Origin of the sequence: Sphingomonas kyeonggiensis, assembly GCF_030812785.1 — a bacterium.
Lineage (GTDB): Bacteria > Pseudomonadota > Alphaproteobacteria > Sphingomonadales > Sphingomonadaceae > Sphingomonas > Sphingomonas kyeonggiensis_B.
In genome coordinates this window covers 658,278-678,315 of record NZ_JAUSTJ010000003.1, presented here as the reverse complement: position 1 = coordinate 678,315, position 20,038 = coordinate 658,278, and the positions used below count along the sequence as shown (strand labels likewise).

Annotated in this window: 11 protein-coding genes; 3 read left to right on the top strand and 8 right to left on the bottom strand. The window is 67.8% G+C overall.

All coding sequences use genetic code 11. From position 1 onward, the window contains the following. Positions 1–99: 99 nt before the first annotated feature. Both J2W22_RS20650 and J2W22_RS20645 read right to left on the bottom strand, forming a co-directional pair. Positions 100–1,503 (bottom strand): sugar porter family MFS transporter, encoded by a 1,404-nt coding sequence (locus J2W22_RS20650; RefSeq protein WP_307120162.1) that lies wholly within the window; start codon positions 1,501–1,503, stop codon positions 100–102. Between the two features lie 313 nt (positions 1,504–1,816). Continuing rightward, positions 1,817–2,905 (bottom strand): LacI family DNA-binding transcriptional regulator, encoded by a 1,089-nt coding sequence (locus J2W22_RS20645; protein WP_307120161.1) that lies wholly within the window; start codon positions 2,903–2,905, stop codon positions 1,817–1,819. Positions 2,906–3,052: 147 nt separating this feature from the next. On the opposite strand from J2W22_RS20645, the gene J2W22_RS20640 reads away from it, so the two are divergent. Then, entirely contained in the window at positions 3,053–5,443 is a 2,391-nt protein-coding gene (locus J2W22_RS20640) for a glycoside hydrolase family 3 N-terminal domain-containing protein (protein WP_307120160.1), read from the top strand. 145 nt (positions 5,444–5,588) lie between these two features. Here the strand turns inward: J2W22_RS20640 and J2W22_RS20635 are convergent, their stop codons facing one another. The 6 genes from J2W22_RS20635 to J2W22_RS20610 all read right to left on the bottom strand — a co-directional run bounded on the left by J2W22_RS20635 (position 5,589) and on the right by J2W22_RS20610 (position 15,150). Beyond that, a complete protein-coding gene (locus J2W22_RS20635) occupies positions 5,589–7,376 on the bottom strand; it encodes a glycoside hydrolase family 9 protein (protein ID WP_307120159.1) in 1,788 nt (595 codons plus the stop codon). 158 nt (positions 7,377–7,534) lie between these two features. After that, a complete protein-coding gene (locus tag J2W22_RS20630; protein WP_307120158.1) occupies positions 7,535–9,169 on the bottom strand; it encodes a glycoside hydrolase family 43 protein in 1,635 nt (544 codons plus the stop codon). A 113-nt stretch (positions 9,170–9,282) separates the two neighbouring features. After that, positions 9,283–10,788 carry a tryptophan halogenase family protein gene (locus J2W22_RS20625; protein WP_307120157.1) on the bottom strand — a complete coding sequence of 502 codons (1,506 nt, stop codon included), beginning with the start codon at positions 10,786–10,788 and terminating at the stop codon, positions 9,283–9,285. Continuing rightward, positions 10,785–12,302: a tryptophan halogenase family protein gene (locus J2W22_RS20620; protein WP_307120156.1), complete on the bottom strand. Its 1,518-nt coding sequence runs from the start codon at positions 12,300–12,302 to the stop codon at positions 10,785–10,787. The genes J2W22_RS20625 and J2W22_RS20620 overlap by 4 nt, the downstream gene beginning before the upstream one ends. Beyond that, positions 12,299–13,702, bottom strand: coding sequence for a tryptophan halogenase family protein (locus J2W22_RS20615; protein WP_307120155.1), 1,404 nt, complete (start codon positions 13,700–13,702; stop codon positions 12,299–12,301). The genes J2W22_RS20620 and J2W22_RS20615 overlap by 4 nt, the downstream gene beginning before the upstream one ends. Continuing rightward, positions 13,699–15,150: a tryptophan halogenase family protein gene (locus J2W22_RS20610; RefSeq protein WP_307120154.1), complete on the bottom strand. Its 1,452-nt coding sequence runs from the start codon at positions 15,148–15,150 to the stop codon at positions 13,699–13,701. The genes J2W22_RS20615 and J2W22_RS20610 overlap by 4 nt, the downstream gene beginning before the upstream one ends. 304 nt (positions 15,151–15,454) lie before the next feature. Between J2W22_RS20610 and J2W22_RS20605 the strand changes: the two genes are divergently transcribed. Together J2W22_RS20605 and J2W22_RS20600 are read left to right on the top strand one after the other, a co-directional pair. Next, on the top strand, positions 15,455–18,769 hold the full coding sequence (locus tag J2W22_RS20605) for a TonB-dependent receptor (RefSeq protein ID WP_307120153.1): 3,315 nt from the start codon (positions 15,455–15,457) through the stop codon (positions 18,767–18,769). A gap of 145 nt (positions 18,770–18,914) precedes the next feature. Beyond that, the gene (locus J2W22_RS20600; protein WP_307120152.1) at positions 18,915–19,919 is read left to right on the top strand and encodes a cupin-like domain-containing protein; all 1,005 of its coding nucleotides are present in this window, start codon (positions 18,915–18,917) and stop codon (positions 19,917–19,919) included. Positions 19,920–20,038: the final 119 nt, after the last annotated feature.

The window sequence follows — 20,038 nt, the reverse complement described above, 5'->3', positions numbered from 1 at the left end:
CGCCCTCCACCAGCGAAACAGTTTGGGGAGAGCGGGCCCCCTCCACCACGCCCTTCGGGCGCGGTCCCCCTCCCCGTTCCGGGGAGGAGTTTAAGGCCCTTATCCCTCCATCGCCTCCAGTTCCTTGCCCTTGGTCTCGTGGATGAACTTCTGGACGAGGAAGAAGCTGATCACCGCGCAGACGCCGTAGAAGGTGTAGGCGCCGGTGAGGCTCCACTTGGCCATGCTCGGGAAGGTCTGGGCGATGACATAGTTGGCGCCCCACTGCGCGAAGCCGCAGACCGCCAGCGCCGAGCCGCGGATCTGGTTGGGGAACATCTCGCCGAGCATCACCCACATCACCGGGCCCCAGCTGACGTTGAAGAAGATCACGTAGAGGTTGGCGGCGACGACGGCGACCATGCCCATCTGCGGGGTGAGGACCAGCTTGCCGGCCGGGTCGAGCGTGCCCTGGCTGAAGGCGAAGACCATCACGAACAGGGTGACTGCCATGCCGGCCGAGCCGATCAGGAGGAGCGGCTTGCGGCCGATCTTGTCGATCACCGCGATGGTGATGAAGCAGGCGGCGATCGAGACGGCGCCCGAGACGATGTTGATCAGCAGCGCGTCATTCTCGGTGAAGCCGGCGAGCTGCCACAGGGTGGCGCCATAATAGAAGATCACGTTGATGCCGACGAGCTGCTGGAACACCGCGAGCAGCAGGCCAGCCCAGACGATCGCGCGGATGCCGAGGAAGCCGCCGGGCGCGAAGATATCGGCGAGACGCGGACGGTGATCGGTCGAGAAGCTGGCCTGGATCTCGGCGAGCTTGAGGCCGCCCTCGGTCGCGCCGAACAGGCTGGTGAGCACCTTGAGCGCTTCGGGGTTGCGCTGCTTGGCGACGAGGTAGCGCGGGCTCTCCGGAATGAAGAACAGCGCGACGAGGAAGACGCCGGCGGGGATCGCCTGCATCAGGTACATCCAGCGCCATGCCTCGATCCCGCCGAGCTGGCCGAGCGAGCTGCCGGCGGCCTGGGCCAGGTAATAATTGACCACGAACGCGGCGGTGAGGCCGGAGATGATCATGATCTGCTGCACCGTCGTCATCCGGCCGCGGATGTTCGCGGGGGCGACTTCGGAGATATAGGCCGGCGACAGCACCGAGGCCGCGCCGACCGCGACGCCGCCGATGATGCGGGCGATGACGAACAGGGTGTGATCGTGCGCGAAGCCCTGGACGAGCGCGCCGCCGAGGAAGAGCAAAGCGGCAAGGCGCATGACGTTGCGGCGGCCCATCGAATCGGCGAGCGTGCCCGCGAAGAAGGCGCCGAACACGCAGCCGATCAGCAGCGAGCCGACGGTGAAGCCAAGCCCGGCCTCGTCGAGCGCGAAGGCGTGCTTGAGCCCGTCCTGCGTGCCGTTCACTGCGCCACTGTCATAGCCGAAAAGCAGGCCGCCGATCGTCGCCACCGCGACGATGGCGCCGATCAGGCCGATATTGGCCTTCTGCGCCGTATCATTCATCAGGTTCGTTCCCCTCCATCGCGGCCCCGTCCGGGCGGCATTGTTAGCGGTAACGGTGGCTCGATCCGACGGGAAAAGCAAGTGGGGTTACGCCGGAGGAGCGACTCTGTCCCGCGTTGTCATGCTGGACCTGTTTGGGCCGGGGGCCAAGCGGCTTCTGACGATATGCGGCGCACCGCCCTTCGTCATCCCCGCGAAAGCGGGGACCCATCTCCCGTACTTTCCCGCAACGCACCGGTTGTATCTGCCGATCGCGCACGAGATGGGCCCCCGCTTTCGCGGGGGTGACGGCTAGTGGAATGGCGATAACCGCCTAGCGCCGGACCGTCTTGGTCGGGGCCGGCCTGCCCGCGCCCGGGGGCGGGCCGCAGGATTCGCGCTGGATCAGCTCGAAATCGAGGACCTGCTCCTCGAGCTTGTCGGTGGTGCCGGCGCGGTGGGCACGGAGCCGGGCGAGGAGCAGGGTGAGCGCGCTCTCGGCCATGGCGGCGATCGGCTGGCGGACGGTGGTCAGCTCGGGCCACATGGTGGTGGCGAGCGCGGTATCGTCGAAGCCGACGATGCTGATGTCCTGCGGCACGTGCAGCCCGCGGCGGTGCGCGACGCCGACCGCAGCCGCGGCCATGTCGTCGTTCGAGGCGAAGATCGCGGTGGGCGGATCCTTGCGGTCGAGCAGCCGCTCGGCGGCGACGATGCCTGAGCGGAAGGTGAAATAGCCCTGCTCGACCGGCATCGCCTTGATGTCGAGCCCGGCGGCCTCGACCGCCTCGACGAAGCCGCGATGGCGCTCGGCCGACGAGGTCTGGTTGGGGTTGCCGCGGATGAAGCCGATGCGGCGGTGGCCGAGGTCGATCAGGTGCTTCGTCATCGCGGCGGCGGCTGCGGCATCGTCGATGCGGACGTTGAGGCTGCGCTCGGGCGGCAGGCCCATGGCGACCGATACCCAGGGGATGCCGGCGGTCTCGAGCTCGGCGCGGACGGGCGCGGCCTCGGAGAGCGGCGGCGGCAGGATCACGCCCTCGACGCTGGTGGCGGCGAACTGGCGGGTGGCCTCGGCCTGCTCGTCGGCGCGCTCGCCTTCACAGGCCTCGAGGACCAGGTGGCAGCCGGCGCGGCGGGCCGCGGCCAGCGCGCCGATCAGGAATTGCGAGAGATAGGCCGCCGACGGGTTCGAATAGAGCAGGCCGATCTGGGTCGCCTCGCCCGCCGCGAGGCTGCGCGCCGCGCTGTTGGGCGAATAGTTGAGCTTGGCGATCGCCTCGAGGACGGCCTGGCGGGTTGTTTCCCTAACATTGGATCCGCCGTTGACCACGCGAGACACCGTCATGGCCGACACGCCGGCGGCGCGTGCGACATCCTGGACGGTGACCGTGCCTCGGCTTCTACGGCTGGGTCTGCTCATTGTTTCGGGGATATGCTGCGATTAGCAATAATGCAATCGGGCGTGCGTCGCGGTTGACCGTGCGGGATCGGCGCTGATATTGATAGCGCTACCATATTCGGAACAGACCGGCGCCCGAGCGCCGCGATCCACCAGAGGGAGAGGAACGTGCGTAATTTCCGCCGCATCGCCGCGCTTGCCATCGCCGCCACGGCGCTGACCCCGGTGCTTGCCGCCCAGGCGCAGACCGCGCAGGCCGGCAAGCCGCTCTACAAGGACGCCGGCCAGAGCGTGGATGCGCGCGTCGACGACCTGCTCGCGCGGATGACGCTGGAGGAGAAGGTCGCGCAGCTGGTGGCGATCTGGGAGCACAAGGACAGGATCCAGACCGCGGCGGGGGACTTCGATCCCGCCAAGGCGAGCCAGGCCTTCCCCAACGGCCTGGGCATGGTCTCGCGCCCGTCCGACCGGCGCGGCGTGACGCCGGCGGCCAATGGCGCAGCAGGCGCGGCGGCGGGCGTGGGCAACCGCAACCCGGCGGACACCGCGACCTATGTCAACGCCGCGCAGAAATGGGCGGTGGAGAAGACCCGGCTCGGTATCCCGATGATCATGCACGAGGAGGCGCTGCACGGGCTCGTGGCGCCGGGGGCGACGAGCTTCCCGCAGTCGATCGGCCTCGCCTCGACCTGGGATCCGGCGCTGCTGGAGAAGGTGTTCAGCGTCGCCGCGTCCGAGGCGCGGGCGCGCGGCGCCAATCTGGTGCTGGCGCCGGTGGTCGACGTGGCGCGCGATCCGCGCTGGGGTCGCATCGAGGAGACCTATGGCGAGGATCCGTACCTGGTCAGCGAGATGGGGCTGGCGGCGATCCGCGGCTTCCAGGGCACGACGCTGCCGCTGGCCAAGGACAAGGTGTTCGTCACGCTCAAGCACATGACCGGGCACGGCCAGCCGGAGAACGGCACCAATATCGGCCCGGCCTCGCTCGGCGAGCGGACGCTGCGCGAGGACTTCTTCCCGCCGTTCGAGAGCGCGGTGACCCAGCTGCCGGTGCGCGCGGTGATGGCGAGCTACAACGAGATCGACGGCATCCCGAGCCATGCCAACAAATGGCTGCTCCACGACGTGCTGCGCGGCGAATGGGGCTTCAAGGGCGCGGTGGTCAGCGACTATTTCGCGGTGCGCGAGCTCGTGACGCGCCACAAGATGTTCAAGGACGTCAAGGACGCCGGCGCACGGGCGATCGATGCGGGTGTCGATGTCGAGACGCCGGACGGGGAGGGATTCAACTTCCTCATCCAGCTGGTCCGCGAGGGCAAGGTCAGCCAGGGCCAGATCGACAATGCGGTGCGCCGCGTGCTCGAGATGAAGTTCGAGGGCGGGCTGTTCGAGAATCCCTATGCCGATGTGAAGACCGCGGCGAAGAAGACCAACACGCCGGAAGCCATCGCCCTCGCACGCCAGGCGGCGCGGGAATCGGTGGTGCTGCTGAAGAACGCCAATGGCCTGCTGCCGCTGGATGCTGCCGGCATCAGGAAGATGGCGGTGATCGGCACGCATGCCAAGGATACGCCGATCGGCGGCTATTCGGACGTGCCGAACCATGTCGTCTCGGTGCTGGAGGCGATGCAGGCCGAGGGCAAGGGCAAGTTCCAGGTCGACTATTCGGAAGGCGTGCGCCTGACCGAGGGCCATGTCTGGGCGCAGGACAAGGTGGTGCTGACCGACGCGGCGACCAACGACAAGCTGCGTGCCGACGCGGTGGCGGCGGCGAAGGACGCCGATGTCGTGGTGATGGTGCTGGGCGGCAACGAGGCGCTGAGCCGCGAGGCCTGGGCCGACGAGCATCTGGGCGACAGCGACACGCTCGACCTGCCCGGGCCGCAGGACCAGCTGGCGAAGGAGATCTTCGCGCTCGGCAAGCCGGTGGTGGTGATCCTGCTCAACGGCCGGCCCTATGCGGTCAACTATCTCGCCGAGAAGGCACCGGCGCTGATCGAGGGCTGGTATCTGGGCGAGCAGACCGGCAACGCGCTGGCCGATGTGGTGTTCGGCCGGTTCAACCCGGGCGGCAAGCTGCCCGTGTCGATCGCGCGCAGCGTCGGCCAGCTGCCGATCTACTACAACAGGAAGCCCACCGCGCGGCGCGGCTATCTGTTCGGCGACACCAGCCCGCTCTACCCGTTCGGCTATGGCCTGAGCTACTCAAGCTTCGAGATGGGTACGCCGGTGCTGGGCACGGGCACGATCGGGATCGCCGATAATGTCACCGTGAAGGTGGACGTGACCAACACCGGCAAGCGCGCCGGTGACGAGGTGGTCCAGCTCTATGTCCGCGACGACGAGGCGAGCGTCACCCGGCCGCTGATCGAGCTCAAGCGGTTCCAGCGGGTGACGCTGCAGCCGGGCGAGAGGAAGACGGTTTCGTTCGAGCTGACGCCGAAGGATTTGTCGCTGTGGAACGTGGCGATGAAGCGGGTCGTCGAGCCGGGGACGTTCACGATCTCGGCAGGGCCGAATTCGGTGGATTTGAAGAGCACTGTTCTTACCGTGAAATAGGCGAATCCTCCCTCGCGCAAGCGGGGGAGGTGGCGCGCGTAGCGCGACGGAGGGGGCGGCTCAGCGAGCGACGCGCTCGCGGCTAGACCCCCTCCACCACCGCCTTTGGCGGCGGTCCCCCTCCCCCGCTTCGCGAGGGAGGATTTTACTCAGCCAACCACGCCGCCACCCATACCAGCGGCGCGTTCCAGTTGATCGCGACTTCGTTAAGCGCATAGGCGTGGACGTCGTCCGCCCAGCAGCGTTGTGGCGCGCAGCGGCCCTTGAGCTTCATCGCGACCGGATCGGCCATTGCCGTGGCATTGGGGCCGCCCGAGAGCACGCCCGGCGGCGGGCCGGGGAGTTTTGGATCGAGCGACGGCGCCCAGAAGCGGTGATGCGGGTTGCGCATCGAGATGCTGCCATAGCCGCTGACATAGGAGACGCGGTTCGGATTGCGGCCGAGCAGATAGTCGGCGACGTCGATCACCCCTGCCCGGTATTTCGCGTTGCCGGTCAGGTCGAAGGCCAGGCCGAGCAGCATCGCGCGGTTGAGCAGGTTCGAATTGGAACCCCAGCCATAGCGATTGGGGAACGGGATCCGGTAGCCGCCGGCCCGGGTGTCGGCGAGGAAGCGATCGGCGGCGGCGACCAGGCTGGCGCGCAGGCGATCGGTCTCGGCAGCGGGCAGCAGGTCGGGCTGGGTCGCGAGGGTGATCGTGCCGAGCGTGGCGACCTGAGGCCAACCGGGCTCGCCGGCCTCCCCGCGGAAATGGGGCGAGGCCTCGACCGCCGCGCGATATTCCGGCTTGCGGGTGGTGGCGAACAGCTCGGCTGCGGCCCAGTAGAATTCGTCGGACACGTCATTGTCGCCATAGCCGCCCGAGCCGGTGAAGCTGTTGGTGGCGTACACTTCCGGGTTGCGCTTCGCCGCGGCGAAAGCGCGCTCGGCGGCGGCGAGACAGCGTGCGGCGAAACCGGGGTCCGTCTTCCGCCAGACCCGGGCGCACTGTGCGGCGGTGGCGGCGAGGTTGAGCGTCGCGGCAGTGGTGGGCGGATAGAGCAGCCGTTCCTGCGTGTCGCTTTGCGGCGGCGTGGGCAGCGCCGTCCAGGCACGATCGGCGACCTTCTGGTGCGCCATGCCCGAGGCCTCGATCTCGGCAACGGGCGGCGGCGCGGTTTCCCAGGCGGGCTTGCCCGGTACCGGCCGGGGCTTGCCGACGGGCACGCGCAGCCGGGTGCCCTCCGGGACCTGCATCCTGAGCAGGAACTCCATCTCGTAGCGGGCTTCGGCGAGCAGGCCAGGGGCGCCGTTGGGGGCCTGCCGGAGCGCCTGGGGATTACCCTCATAGGCGTTGAGCAATGTCCATAGCGAGATGCCGCCATTGACGACGTACTTGCCGTGGTCGCCGGCATCGTACCAGCCGCCGGTCACGTCGAGGCTGTAGGGGCAGCCGGTCCATTCGGTGCCGCGCTCGTCCTTGCCGGCGAAGCATTTCGCGACCTCGCGGACATGGCCGGCGGGGCGTGCCCATTTCTCGCCGACGATGCGCGCCTCGATCGGGATGCCGGCGCGCTGGTGGTAGAAGAAGGCGAGCGCGTCGCGGGCGAGCGGGCGGTAGAGATTGGGCCGGATGTCGAAGGGCGCGCTCTCGCTGGCGCCGATGCGGATGCGGTAGCCGCTGCCGACTGTGTTGAAGCTGGAGAAATCGATGCGCTGGATGGTCGCGCCCGAGGCGGCGTCGGGGCCGAAGGGCTGGGCCTTGCCGCTGGCGACGGGGTTGCCGGTGGCGTCGATCAGTTGCCAGTCGAGCGGGGCGCCTTCGGCCTCGACGATCGCGGCCTTGGGGTCGCCGGGCTGGAAGCCGAGCTGGTTGAGGTTGATGACCGGGTCGGGTGCGGCGGCCGCGGTGAGGAGGGGCGCAAGGACTAGAACTGCAAAGCGAGCCCGCAATTCCTCCCCGGAACGGGGAGGGGGACCAAGACGCGCAGCGGCTTGGTGGAGGGGGCCCGCCCTCCTCGAACGATGATGCTGATGGAAAGCGGGCCCCCTCCACCACTGCCTTCGGCAGCGGTCCCCCTCCCCGTTCCGGGGAGGAATTTCTGGATGCCTCACTCCCCTGCCCCAGCGAACAGGCCGAAGACCGAGCCGACGAAACCGCCGGCGACCTTGGTGGTCAGGCTGTCGGTCTCGACCTTGCCGAGCGGCTTCCAGGCCGGCCGGGCGCCCGGCGCGGCATAGCTGAAGGCGTAGCTGCGGCCCTGCACCGCGATGCGCAGCCTGACCGTGCCGGCGGGCGCGGCGGCGGTGAAGAGCGTCTTGCCGAGCCTGGGCCTGGTCGGCCCTTCGCGCTGGTCGACCGTGATCACGTCCTTGCCGTTCACCCGCTTGCGGCCGACGAAGAACCAGTAATCGTCGTTCTGCAGCACGACGAGGCCGGCGCGGTCGCCTTCCTTCTCCGGCGCGAACTGCACCGCGGTCTCGGCCACGGCATTGGTGTGCTGCTGGCGGCGGGCGAGGAAGCTTGGGTTGGCGTTGTCTCCCAGACCTATCGGCCGTGCCTTGAGCATCAGGCCGGCGGCGCCGGTGCGGTACCAGTCGTCGCGGGGATTGCGCAGCATCATCCAATAGGCCGGGAGCTTGCCGCGGAAATCGTCGCGCAGGGTGAAGGCGCCCGAAGTGGGGATCGGGACCTTGCCCTGGGGCAATGCGGGCCTGGCATGCGTCCAGGGGATCGCGGTGGCCGGCGGGAGGATCACTGGCCAGCCATCCTTCCACTCAACCGGCAGCAGGAAGGTCTCGCGGCCGGTGGTGTAGAAATCTCCCTCGTACGGGCGCACGGCGAGGAAGGTCGCCCACCATTTGCCGTCCGGCGTGGTGACGAGCTGGGCATGGCCGGCCGAGGTGATCGGCATCGCCCGGTCAGCGGCCAAGTCGCGCTGGGTGAGGATCGGGTTGCCGCTCCATGCCTCATAGGGGCCGGTGACGTTCTTCGAGCGCAGGATCACCTGGCTGTGGCCCTCGGCGGTGCCGCCCTCGGCGCAGCTGAGATAATACCAGCCGTCCTTCTTGAAGATGTGCGGGCCCTCGATCCAGATCGGCTTCTTCGAGAGGTCGATGCCGCCGTTCACCAGCACCTTGCGCGGGCCGAAGGTCTTCAGCGTCTTGCGGTCGAACTCCTGGATCCAGATGGCGCGGTGGCCCTGGTAGAGCGGCGTGCCTTCGGGCGGGCCGTTGTTGACCACCCAGGCCCGGCCGTCGTCATCGAAGAACATCGAGGGATCGATGCCGCCTTCGAGATCGGGCAGCCAGACCGGGTCGGACCAGGGCCCCGCAGGGTTCCTGGCAGTCAGCAGGAAATTGCCGCCGCAATCGACGCAGGTGTTGAGCAGGTAGAAGATCCCGTCCTTGGCCTGGATCGACGGCGCGAAGACGCCGCGCGACAGGCCGAGCTGCTTGAAATCGAGCTGGCCCGGCCGGTCGATCGCGTTGCCGATCTGGGTCCAGTGGACGAGATCGCGGCTGTGGAAGACCGGGATGCCGGGGAACCAGCTGAAGGTGGAATTGACCAGGTAGAAATCGTCGCCGACGCGGGTGACGCTGGGATCGGGGTAGAAGCCCTTGAGGACCGGGTTGCGATAGTCGTTCGGGCCGGCGGTGAGCAGGTCCGAGGCGTCCTTGCCGCTATAGGTGAAGCTGGAGAAGGTCGCGACGGGCTGGGCGGTGGCGGGGGTCACCATCCCCATCGTCATCCCCGCGCAGGCGGGGATCCAGAGCCCCAAGCGCCGCAGCAGAGAAACCCTGGATCCCCGCCTGCGCGGGGATGACGGAGTAAGGGGGGATGACGAAGAAGAGATGCTCATGCTGCGCAATGCTCCCGGATGAAATCGCGGTGTTTGGGCATGTAGTCGGCGGAATTGGCGATGGCCTCGCGGATATGGGCGAGCCGGTCGCGGGTCTCTTCGAGCGACATGACATCGGCGACCGGATCGTGGCCGGCCGGCTCCATGAGCTGGCCGAGCATCACCGCGAACCAGCTGGTGTCGTTGAACAGCTCCTCATTCTCGCGGAAGGCGCGGCCGTGCGTGCGGAACACGCGCATCTTCTCGGCGAGCCGCTCGGGGATCTCCATCGTGCGGCAATAGTCCCAGAAGGGGGAATCGGTGCGCTCGGTGGCGTGGTAATGGAGGACGAGGAAGTCGCGGATCTCCTCATAGTCGGTCTGCATGATGCGGTTGTAGCGATCGATATCGGCCTGGTTGAAGTCGCGGTCCGGGAACATGGTCAGGAAGCGCGACAGGCCCGACTGGATCAGCCAGATCGAAGTGGATTCGAGCGGCTCGAGGAAGCCGCCGGACAGGCCCATGGCGACGCAGTTCTTGACCCACATGCGGTTGCGATGGCCGGTCTTGAACGGGACGGTGCGCGGATCGGCGAGCGGCTCGCCGTCGAGATTGGCCATCAGGATCGCGGTCGCCTCGTCGTCGGACATGTAATCCGAGCAGAAGACATGGCCGTTGCCGATCCGGTGCTGGAGCGGGATGCGCCATTGCCAGCCGGCACTATGCGCGGTGCTGCGGGTATAGGGCGTCCAGGCGTCGACGCTGGCGCAGGGCACGGCGATGGCACGGTTGCAGGGGAGATATTGCGACCAGTCGGTATAGCCCGCCTTGAGCGCCTGCTCGATGATCAGGCCGCGAAAGCCCGAGCAGTCGATGAACAGGTCGGCCTCGAGCTGAGAGCCGTCCTCGAGCTGGACCGACTGGACGAAGCCGTCCTCGCCGCGCAGCTTCACGTCGACGATCTTGCCTTCGCGGCGGGTGACCCCGCCCTTCTCGGCATAACGGCGGAGGAACTTGGCGTAGAGGCCGGCGTCGAAATGATAGGCATAGGCGATTTCGGAGAGCGGGGAGTTGCCCGCGTCGATGCTGCGCATGAACTTGTCGTCGCGCGCCGCCATCGCCTGGAGCGACCAGTCATCGACGTCCGGCGCCTCGCCCAATTGACGCAGGCGGAGATAATAGGCGTGGAAGGACACCCCCTTCATGTCGAGGCCGTATTTGCCGAAGGGGTGGAAATAGCGGTGGCCGACGCGGCCCCAGTTCACGAACTGGATGCCGAGCTTGAAGCTGCCCTTGGTCTCGCGGACGAACTGGTCCTCGTCGAGGCCGAGCATGCGGTTGAAGGTCGCCATCTGGGGGATAGTCGCCTCGCCGACGCCGATGATGCCGATCTCGTCGCTCTCGACCAGGGTGATCTTCGCATAGTCGGGGCCGAGGATGCGCGAGAGGGTGGCGGCGGTCATCCAGCCGGCGGTGCCGCCGCCGACGATGAGGATCGAGCGGATGTTGCGATTGTCGGTCATGCAGGGGTCCTTGCGGGCGCGTTGCGGGCGAGCCAGTCCTCGTGGCGGGGCATCGCCTGGGCGGCGCGGGCGAACATCTCGTGGATGCGGGAAAGGCTGAAGGCGAGCTTGTCGTCGTCGAACGCGTCGGCGAGCGGGTCCCAGCCCTGCGGCAATATCCCCTGCCCCAGCAGCACCGCGATCCAGCTCGATTCGGCGAACAGCTCGTCCTCGTAGCGGAAGAAGCGGCCGCGGCCCCGGAACAGGTCGAGCTTGCGGCGGAGCGTGTCGGGGATCGCCATCTCGCGCATGCGGCGCCAGAGGTCGCCGTCGCTGCGCTGGTTGGCGTGATAGTGGAGGATGATGAAGTCGCGGACCTGCTCCATCTGGAGGTCGGTCAGGCGGTTATACTCGTCGCGCTCGACATGGCTGAAGCCGGTGTCGGGGAGCAGCGCCATCAGCTTGTGGATGCCCGACTGGATCAGATGGATGCTGGTCGATTCGAGCGGCTCGAGGAAGCCCGAGGACAGGCCGAGCGCGATGCAGTTCTTCTCCCAGGCACGCTTGCGGCGGCCGGCTTCGAAGCGGAGGATGAAGGGATCGCGCAGGGGCGCGCCGTCGAGATGGGCGAGCAGCGTCTCGCGGGCCTGGTCGTCGGAGATGTCGGCGCTGCAATAGACATGGCCGTTGCCGACGCGGTGCTGGAGCGGGATGCGCCATTGCCAGCCGGCCTTGTGCGCGGTGGCGCGGGTGAAAGGGGTGATCTCGGGGCCCGGGCTCGCACTGGGGACCGCCACGGCGCGGTCGCATTGCAGCCAGTGCGCCCAGCTCTCCCAGCCGGTGTGGAGGGTCTGCTCGATGAGGAGGGCGCGGAAGCCGGTGCAGTCGAGGAACAGCTCGCCTTCGATGCGGCGATCGCCTTCGAGGACCACCGCCTCGATGAAGCCGTCCTCGGCGCGGAGGGGGACATGCGCGACCTTGCCTTCGATGCGGACGACGCCGCGATCCTCGGCATAGGCGCGGAGGTATTTCGCGTAGAGCCCGGCGTCGAACTGATAGGCATGGGCCATGCGCGAGAGGATCGAGCCGGGGTCGGTCACCGGGGGCTGGTAGCGCCCCGCCTGCATCGCCCGCGCGCAGACATTATAGGCGTCGATCGCCTCGGCGCGGCCCGCCGCGTGCAGCTTGCGCCAGACCTGGTGGAACTTCACGCCCTCGATATCGAAGCCGAACTCGCCGAACGGATGGACATAGCGGTGCCGGTCGCGAGTCCAGTTCACGAACTCGATGCCGAGCTTGATCGTGCCCTGGGTGGCGGCGAGGAAATCGGCCTCGTCGATGCCGAGCAAGGCGTTGAAGCTGCGGATCGGCGGGATCGTCGCCTCGCCGACGCCAACGGTGCCGATCTCCTCGGATTCCACCAGCGTGACCGCGACGCCGGCGGGGATCAGCCGGGTGAGCGCGGCGGCGGCCATCCAGCCGGCGGTGCCGCCGCCGACGATGACGATGCTGCGGATCGGCGCGGGGGCGGTCATGGCAGCAATCCTTCCTCGCGGAGCGTCGCGCCATGGTGCGGCATCCGGCGGACCGCGTCGACGATGACTTCGCGGATGCGCGCGGCAAGGGCGCGGAGCTGCGGCTCGGGGATCGCGTCGGCGAGCGCATCGTGACGGCGCGGGCGGATACCCTGGCCGTCGAGCACTGCGATCCATTCCTCCTGCTCGAACAGCTCCTCGTCATAGACCGGCAGGCGGCCGCGGCTGGCATAGAGGTCGAGCTTGTGGGCCAGCGTCTCGGGGACGGGCGCGGCGCGGGCCTGGTCCCAGAGCGGCTCGCCGGTGCGGCCATTGGTCTTGTAGTGGAGGATCGCGAAGTCGCGGACCCGATCGGCCTCGCTGGCGGCGAGGCGGTTGTACTCGGCCGGCTCGGGGCCGCCCGGCGCGGCGGGAAGCAGCCCGATCAGGCGGGCGATCGCGTTCTGGAGCAAGGCGAGATTGTAGCCGTGGAGCGGCTCGATCAGCGTGGCGGCAGCGCCGAGCGCGACGACATTGCCGATCCAGGCGCGGGTGCGGCGGCCCTGCACAAAGGGAATGGCCCCGGGCTGGTCCGGGAGGAAGGCGGAGGCATAGAGCAGCGCCCCACCCTGGCCGCCGATCAAGGGCACGGTGCGCTGCCAGCCGGCCTCGAAGGCGCCGGCATGGGCATAGGGTGGGGGCACGCCCTCAACCGCGTTCCAGGTTTCGACCGCGCGGTCGACGGGGAGCCATTCGGCCCAGCTCTCCCAACCGTGGTCGCCAGCAAGCAGCGCGGCCGGGCCCGAGCAATCGAGCCAGAGATCGGCGGTCAGGCAAGTGCCGTCCTGCAGCGTGACGATGTCGTCTTCAAAGGCGCGGAAACCGCCGGCGGGTTGCAGGCCCGAGGCGAGGCGGAGCGCCTCGGCCAGGCCGGCGCGGTCGAGATGGAGGCCATAGCCATAGCTCGACAGGACGGAGCGCGGATCGGGGCTCGGCCGGGCGAAGCGACCCGAGGCGGCGGCGATGGCGGCGAGCGAGAAATCGGCGAGGCGGAGCGCCTGGCCGCTCTCCCGCATGCGGGCGGCGAGCTGGTGGAAGGCGACCGTGCCGATCGGCGCGCCGATCGTGCCGAAGGGCAGGAACCAGTCGGCCTCCTGCCCCGCCCAGCCGGAAAAGGCGGTGCCGAGCGAGAAGCTGCCACGGGCAGAGCGGAGAAGCGCGCCTTCGTCGATGCCGTGATCGGCGAGCCAGGCTTCGAAGCCTGGCAGGCTGGTCTCGCCCGGGCCGAAGGGGCCGAGGCTCCAGTCCGGGCCTTCGGTCTCGACGACCGAGATGCCGGCGCCCGGCAGCGCGCGGCGCAGCGCCAGCGCCGCCATCCAGCCAGCGACACCGGCTCCGACGATGCCGATGCTGCGGATCATGCGACCATCCCCAGCGCAGCCTCGTGGCGAGGCATCGCCTCGGCAACGGCGGCGATGTCCGCGCGCATCGCGGCGAGCGCGGCGGCGACACCCTCCCCGCCCGCGCGCGGGTCCGGGTGGCGCGGGACGACGTGCTGGCCGAGATAGACCGCGAGCCAGCTCGGCTCGAGGAAGGTGCCCTCGCGATACTGGACCACCACGCCGCGCTCGCGGAACAGCTGGAGCTTGTATTCGAGCGAGTCCGGCAGGCTCATGTTGCGGCAGTGGCGCCAGAATTCGGAATCGTCGCGCTGGGTGGCGTGATAATGGAGGATCAGGAAGTCGCGGACGCGCTCATATTCGAGCGCCATCGCCCGGTTGAACTCGGCGGCATCGAGCGGATCCCAGTCGCCGGTCGGAAACAGATCTAGCAGCTTGCCGATCGCGACCTGGATCAGGTGGATCGAGGTGGATTCGAGCGGCTCGAGGAACCCCGAAGACAGGCCGATCGCGACGGTGTTGCCGACCCATTGGCGCTTGCGCTTGCCGGTGACGAAGCGGAGCCGGTTGGGATCGGCGAGCGGTTCGGCGGGAAGCTGGGCGAGCAGCACTTCCAGCGCCGCGTCATCATCGATGAAGCCGCTCGAATAGACATGGCCGTTGCCGGTGCGGTGCTGGAGCGGGATGCGCCAGCACCAGCCGGACGGCTTGGCGGCGGCGCGGGTCAGCGGTGCGAGCGGTCCCTTGTTGGCACAGGGAATGGCAATGGCGCGGTCGCAGGGCAGCCAGTGCGTCCATTGCTCATAGCCGGTGTTGAGCGCCTGCTCGATCAGCAGGCCGCGAAAGCCCGAGCAATCGACGAACAGCTCGGCTTCCAGCGTCTCGCCGCTTTCAAGCGTGACCGAGCGGACGAAGCCGCTTTCGCCGTCCAATGCGACATCGACCACCTTGCCCTCGCGCCGGACGACGCCGCGCGCCTCGGCATAGGCACGCAGATATTTGGCATAGAGCCCGGCATCGAACTGATAGGCGTAATTGTAGGGATCGCCGTCGGGCCGGCGGAAGCGGCCGCGGCGGGCGGCCTGGATCGGAAGCGAATAGTCCTCGAACGCCCCCGCCCCCTCCGTCGCCAGCCATTGGTGGTGGAAGGGCACGCCGTCCACGGGCTCGCCGAACGCGGCGAAGGGGTGGATATAGCTGTCGCCCTTGCGGCCCCAGTCGACGAACTCGATGCCGAGCTTGTAGGTGCCCTTGGTCGCGGCGAGGAAATCGGCCTCGTCGATGCCGAGCGTCGCGTTGAAATGGCGGATGTGCGGGATCGTCGCCTCGCCCACGCCGACCGTGCCGATCTCCGCCGATTCGACCAGCGTGATGGCCAGATGCGTGCCGGCGAACTTATGCGCGAGCGCCGCGGCGGCCATCCACCCCGCGGTGCCCCCGCCAACCACGAGTATGCGCCCCACCAGCATTCTTGCGATGCCCCTCTCCGGCACGAATGTTAGCGCTCCCGTCGCGAAATCGTCAATCGGAAGACGCGACGACTCGCGGCCGGATCGGCCTTTTCGCAGTTGCGAAAATCACGCCGCAGTGCAGCGAAGCTATTGCAAAGCACAGGAAATCCGCGGTTTTCGCAAATCTGCAACAAGGCGCTTGATCTTTTCATAACTCCTACTTTAGGTTGGACACAAACAAGAAACGCGCATTGAAATGATAGCGCTAACAACGGGAGGGGACAGCTCGATGCGAAAGCACGATTCTATTCAGCATGCAGACATGGCCGGCCGATTCCGGACGGGGGCGCTGCGCGCCGGCGTCTCGGCGGCGGCGCTTGCCTGCCTTTCGGTGGCAGCACCTGCCTGGGCGCAGGATACCGCCCCTGCCGCGAGCGGCGCGCAGGATGCGCCGGCCGAGGATACGATTGTCGTCCAGGGCTATCGCCAGTCGCTGCAGAACGCGCAGGCGCTGAAGAAGAATTCGGACGTGATCGTCGATTCGGTGACCGCCGAGGACATCGGCGCGCTTCCCGACCGCTCGGTCACCGAGACGCTGCAGCGCATCCCGGGCGTGTCGATCAACCGCTTCGCCGCCGGCGTCGACCCCGACCACTTCTCGGTCGAAGGATCGGGCGTGGTGGTGCGCGGCCTCACCTATGTCCGCTCGGAGTTCAACGGCCGCGAGGCGTTCAGCGCCAATAACGGCCGCTCGCTGAGCTTCGCCGACGTGCCCGCCGAGATGATGGGCGGCGTCGACGTGTTCAAATCGCCCTCGGCCGACCGCATCGAGGGCGGCATCGCCGGCGTGGTCAACCTGCGCACCCGCAAGCCGTTCGATTCCAAGGGGCTGGTGATCGCGGCCTCGACCGAAGTGAACTATGGCGACTTCGCCAAGAACCCGGGCGCCAACCTCTCGGCCGTGATCAGTAACCGCTGGAGCACCCCGATCGGCGAGATCGGCTTCCTCGCCAGCGCTTCCTATTCGAACCTGAAGAGCCGCGCGGACCGCCTGCAGATCTCGAGCTTCCGCCTGCGCAACCTCTATTCGGACGGCGACGTGAACGCCAATGGCGGTACCACGGTGAACAAGCGCGTGCTGTTCCCGCGCGGCGCGGCGATGGGCAGCCAGGAGTTCGACCGCACCCGCTATGGCTATTCGGCTGCCGCCCAGTGGCGCAGCAATGACGGGTCGATGGAAGCGGTGGCGCAGTTCCTGCGCTCCGACGCGCGCCAGGCCTGGACCGAGCACGCCATGGAGATCGCGACCGACAACGTCTCGTCGAACGGCGATTCGCGGCGCGTGCCGGGCACCACGCTCAACTTCGACAGCGACGGCATGTTCACCGGCGGCACGATCACCGGCCCGACCGGCTGGCGCGCAGACCAGAACACCGGCGACGATGCCCGCGTGCCGATGCTCGGCCTGCAATCGAACAACATCGCCCGCGCGCATGACGAGCGGCTGGTTACCGACGATTACAGCTTCAACTTCAAGTGGGACGTGAACGAGCGGCTCGGCGTGGTCGTCGACTATCAGCACGTCGATTCGAAGACCAACCTGATGGACAACGGGTTGTGGAACTCGACCTATCAGAACGCCTCGATCCAGCTGCGCGGCAAGGACTATCCGATCGTGCAGTTCCTGCCGCCGCAGGTGTGCAGCGGTCCCGCCGCCAATTCGCAGGATCCGCCGGGCACCGACAATGATTGCGCCGGCTCCGGCGGCCGGCCGGCAGGTGCGCCGGGCTCGCAATTCTCGCCCAACTATTACGGCGCGGGCCACACCAGCTTCACCGATCCGTACAACAGCTTCCCGCGCGCGGCGATGGACCATATCGAGGACAGCGACGGCAATTCCGACGCCTTCCGTCTCGACCTGGAATATACCCTGCCCGAAAACGGCTTCCTCAAGTCGATCCGTGTCGGCGGCCGCTGGGCGGACCGCGACCAGGTCTCGCGCTTCTCGACCTACAACTGGGGCGTGCTCTCCGAGCAGTGGGGCAATAACGGCCCGGTCTGGCTGAGCGACAATGTCGACGGCGTGACCGGCGGCAATGGCGGCTCGGCAGTGCTCGGCGGCTACAACGCGCCCTATTATTTCAGCAACTTCTTCCAGGGCCAGGCGCCGAACCCGCTCGCGGGCCAGGGCCGGCTGTTCTACACGCCCAACTCGACCGCCGACTATGCCGCCTATATCGCCTATGCGAACATGGTCGGCCGCGAATGGCAGCCGGGCGTGGCCAACTGCCCGAGCGACAGCGTCGTGCGCAACGGCGGCTGGAACGCGCTGGCCGCACGCTGCGGCGTGATCTCCGGCACGCCGTTCCTGCCGAGCGAGATCAACCCGATCCGCGAGACCAACAAGGCCGCCTATGTGATGGCGCGCTTCGACACGCAGCTCGGCGGGCTGCGCCTGACCGGCAATGCCGGCGTGCGCTACACCACTACCAAGCGCGATTCGCAGGGCGTGCAGCAATATACCTATGGCAGCGTCTACCTGCCGACCGAGGCGACCTGCCTGGCGCCGCCGGCCGACGCATCGGCGGTGGTCCAGGGCTTCTGCGCGATGCCCCAGGCAACGCGGGACTCGGTCCGCGCCTTCCAGAACGGGGCGATCGTGCCGACCCCGGGCAAGACCAAGTACGACTATTGGCTGCCGAGCGTGAACCTGAAGCTCGAAGTGGGCGGCGGGCTGCAGTTCCGTGCAGCCTATTTCAAGGGCATCTCGCTGCCGGCGACCGGCCTGATCCGCAACTATGGCGACATCCGCGTCAATGCGGTGCAGAACACCAATGCCGACGGCACGGCGATCCCGGGCAGCTTCCGCCTGCAGGCGGACGTCAACCGCGGCAACCCGTTCCTCAAGCCGGTCGAGGCCGACAATTTCGACCTCACCGCGGAATGGTATTTCTCCAGCGTCGGCCAGCTGACCGTTTCGGGCTTCTACAAGCGCCTGAAGAATGTGGTGACCAACAACACCCAGCGCCTGAACCTGTCCAACAACGGCCAGACGTTCAGCACGGTCTACACCAAGCCGGACAACGCCACGGAGACCGGCACGATCAAGGGCGTCGAGGTCGCCTATCAGCAGACCTTCAACTTCCTGCCGGGGCCGCTCAAGGGCCTGGGCCTGCAGGCCAACTACACCTATATCGAATCGAGCGGCGTGCCGCAGAGCACGCTGTCCGAGACCGATCCGGACGTCGGCGCGGGCCGCGTGACGACGGTGCGGCTGCAGGACCTGCCGCTCCAGGGTCTGTCGAAGCACCAGGTGAACATCACCCCGTTCTTCGACTATGGCCCGCTGTCGCTGCGCGCGACCTATTCGTGGCGCTCCGACTTCCTGCTGACCATCCGCGACGTGATCACGCCGAACGACCCGATCATCAACAAGGCGACCGGCCAGCTCGACGCTTCGATCTTCTACTCCTTCTCGCCGCAGGTGAAGATCGGCGTGCAGGCGTCGAACCTGCTCAACGAAGTGGTGCGCACCACCGCGATCGTGACCGACGCGGCCGGCAAGAATGTCGAGGTGCCGCGCGGCTGGTACATGAACGACCGGCGCTTCGCCGCGATCATGCGCTTCAACTTCTGATCTGAGACACACCCTGCCTGGCGCTGCCGGTCCCGCCGGCGGCGCCATTTTTTTGTGCGGCGTACAGAAAAGTCATGCGACATCATGGACATGCGGCAGACATGAACCGCCGGGACTATGCCCGAACATGTCGGGGACAGGAAGCATGACGCCGCTGCGGGAGATGGAGGGGCCGCTCGACGCACCGGGGCTGCGTGCGTTGATCCAGGGCTATGCGCCGGTGGTGCTGCGCGGCGTGGCCAGGGACTGGCCGCTGGTCGCGGCAGGCGCGGTGTCGGCCCAGGCGGCGTGTGACTATCTGCTCGGCTTCGATCACGGTGCGGCGGCCGAGGCGTTCGTCGGCCCGCCCGCGATCAAGGGCCGCTTCTTCTATTCGGACGACATGCGCGGCTTCAATTTCGAGCGGCGCAAGGGACGGTTCGCCGACCTGCTCAGATATCTGCTGCAGCTGCAGGGGCGCGAGGAGGTGCCCGCCGTCTATGCCGGTGCGGTGGGGACGGCGCAGGCACTGCCGGGATTTGCCGGGGCCAACCAGCTCCCCGCCCTGTTCGGCATGGGCGCGGAGCCGCGGATCTGGGTGGGCAACCGCACCAGCATCAGCACCCATTTCGACGCATCGGACAATATCGCCGTGGTCGCGGCAGGACGGCGGCGCTTCACTTTGTTCCCGCCCGACCAGACGGCGAACCTCCATATCGGGCCGCTCGACCATACGGTCGCCGGCCAGCCGCTGAGCATGGTCGACCTGGCCGAACCCGACTTCGTGCGCTTCCCGCGCTTCCGCGACGCGCTGGCGGTGGCGCAGGTGGCCGAGCTGGAGCCGGGCGACGCGATCTTCATCCCCGCGCTCTGGTGGCACCATGTCGAGGCGCTGTCGGACTTCAATGCGCTGGTGAACTTCTGGTGGACGGACTCGCCCGACCAGGACGCGCGGTTCGACGCGATGATCTATGCAGTGCTGACGCTGAGCCGCCTGCCGGCCGAGCGACGGAACGCCTGGTCGGAATATTTCGACGCCTTCGTGTTCCAGGAACATGGCGACCCCGCCACCCACCTGGCCCCCGAGCACCGCAGCGTGCTGGGCGAGCCGACGCCGCAGCTGCGGCAGTACATCAAGCAGTATCTGATGCGGGGATTGCAGAGGCCGTGAGATTCAACCCTCTCCCGCTTTTGTGGGAGAGGGTGGTCGAGCTTTAGCGAGACCGGGTGAGGGCATGAACGAGAGGCAAGCACCGCGTCTCGTTCATGCCCTCACCCTTCCGCCGCTTC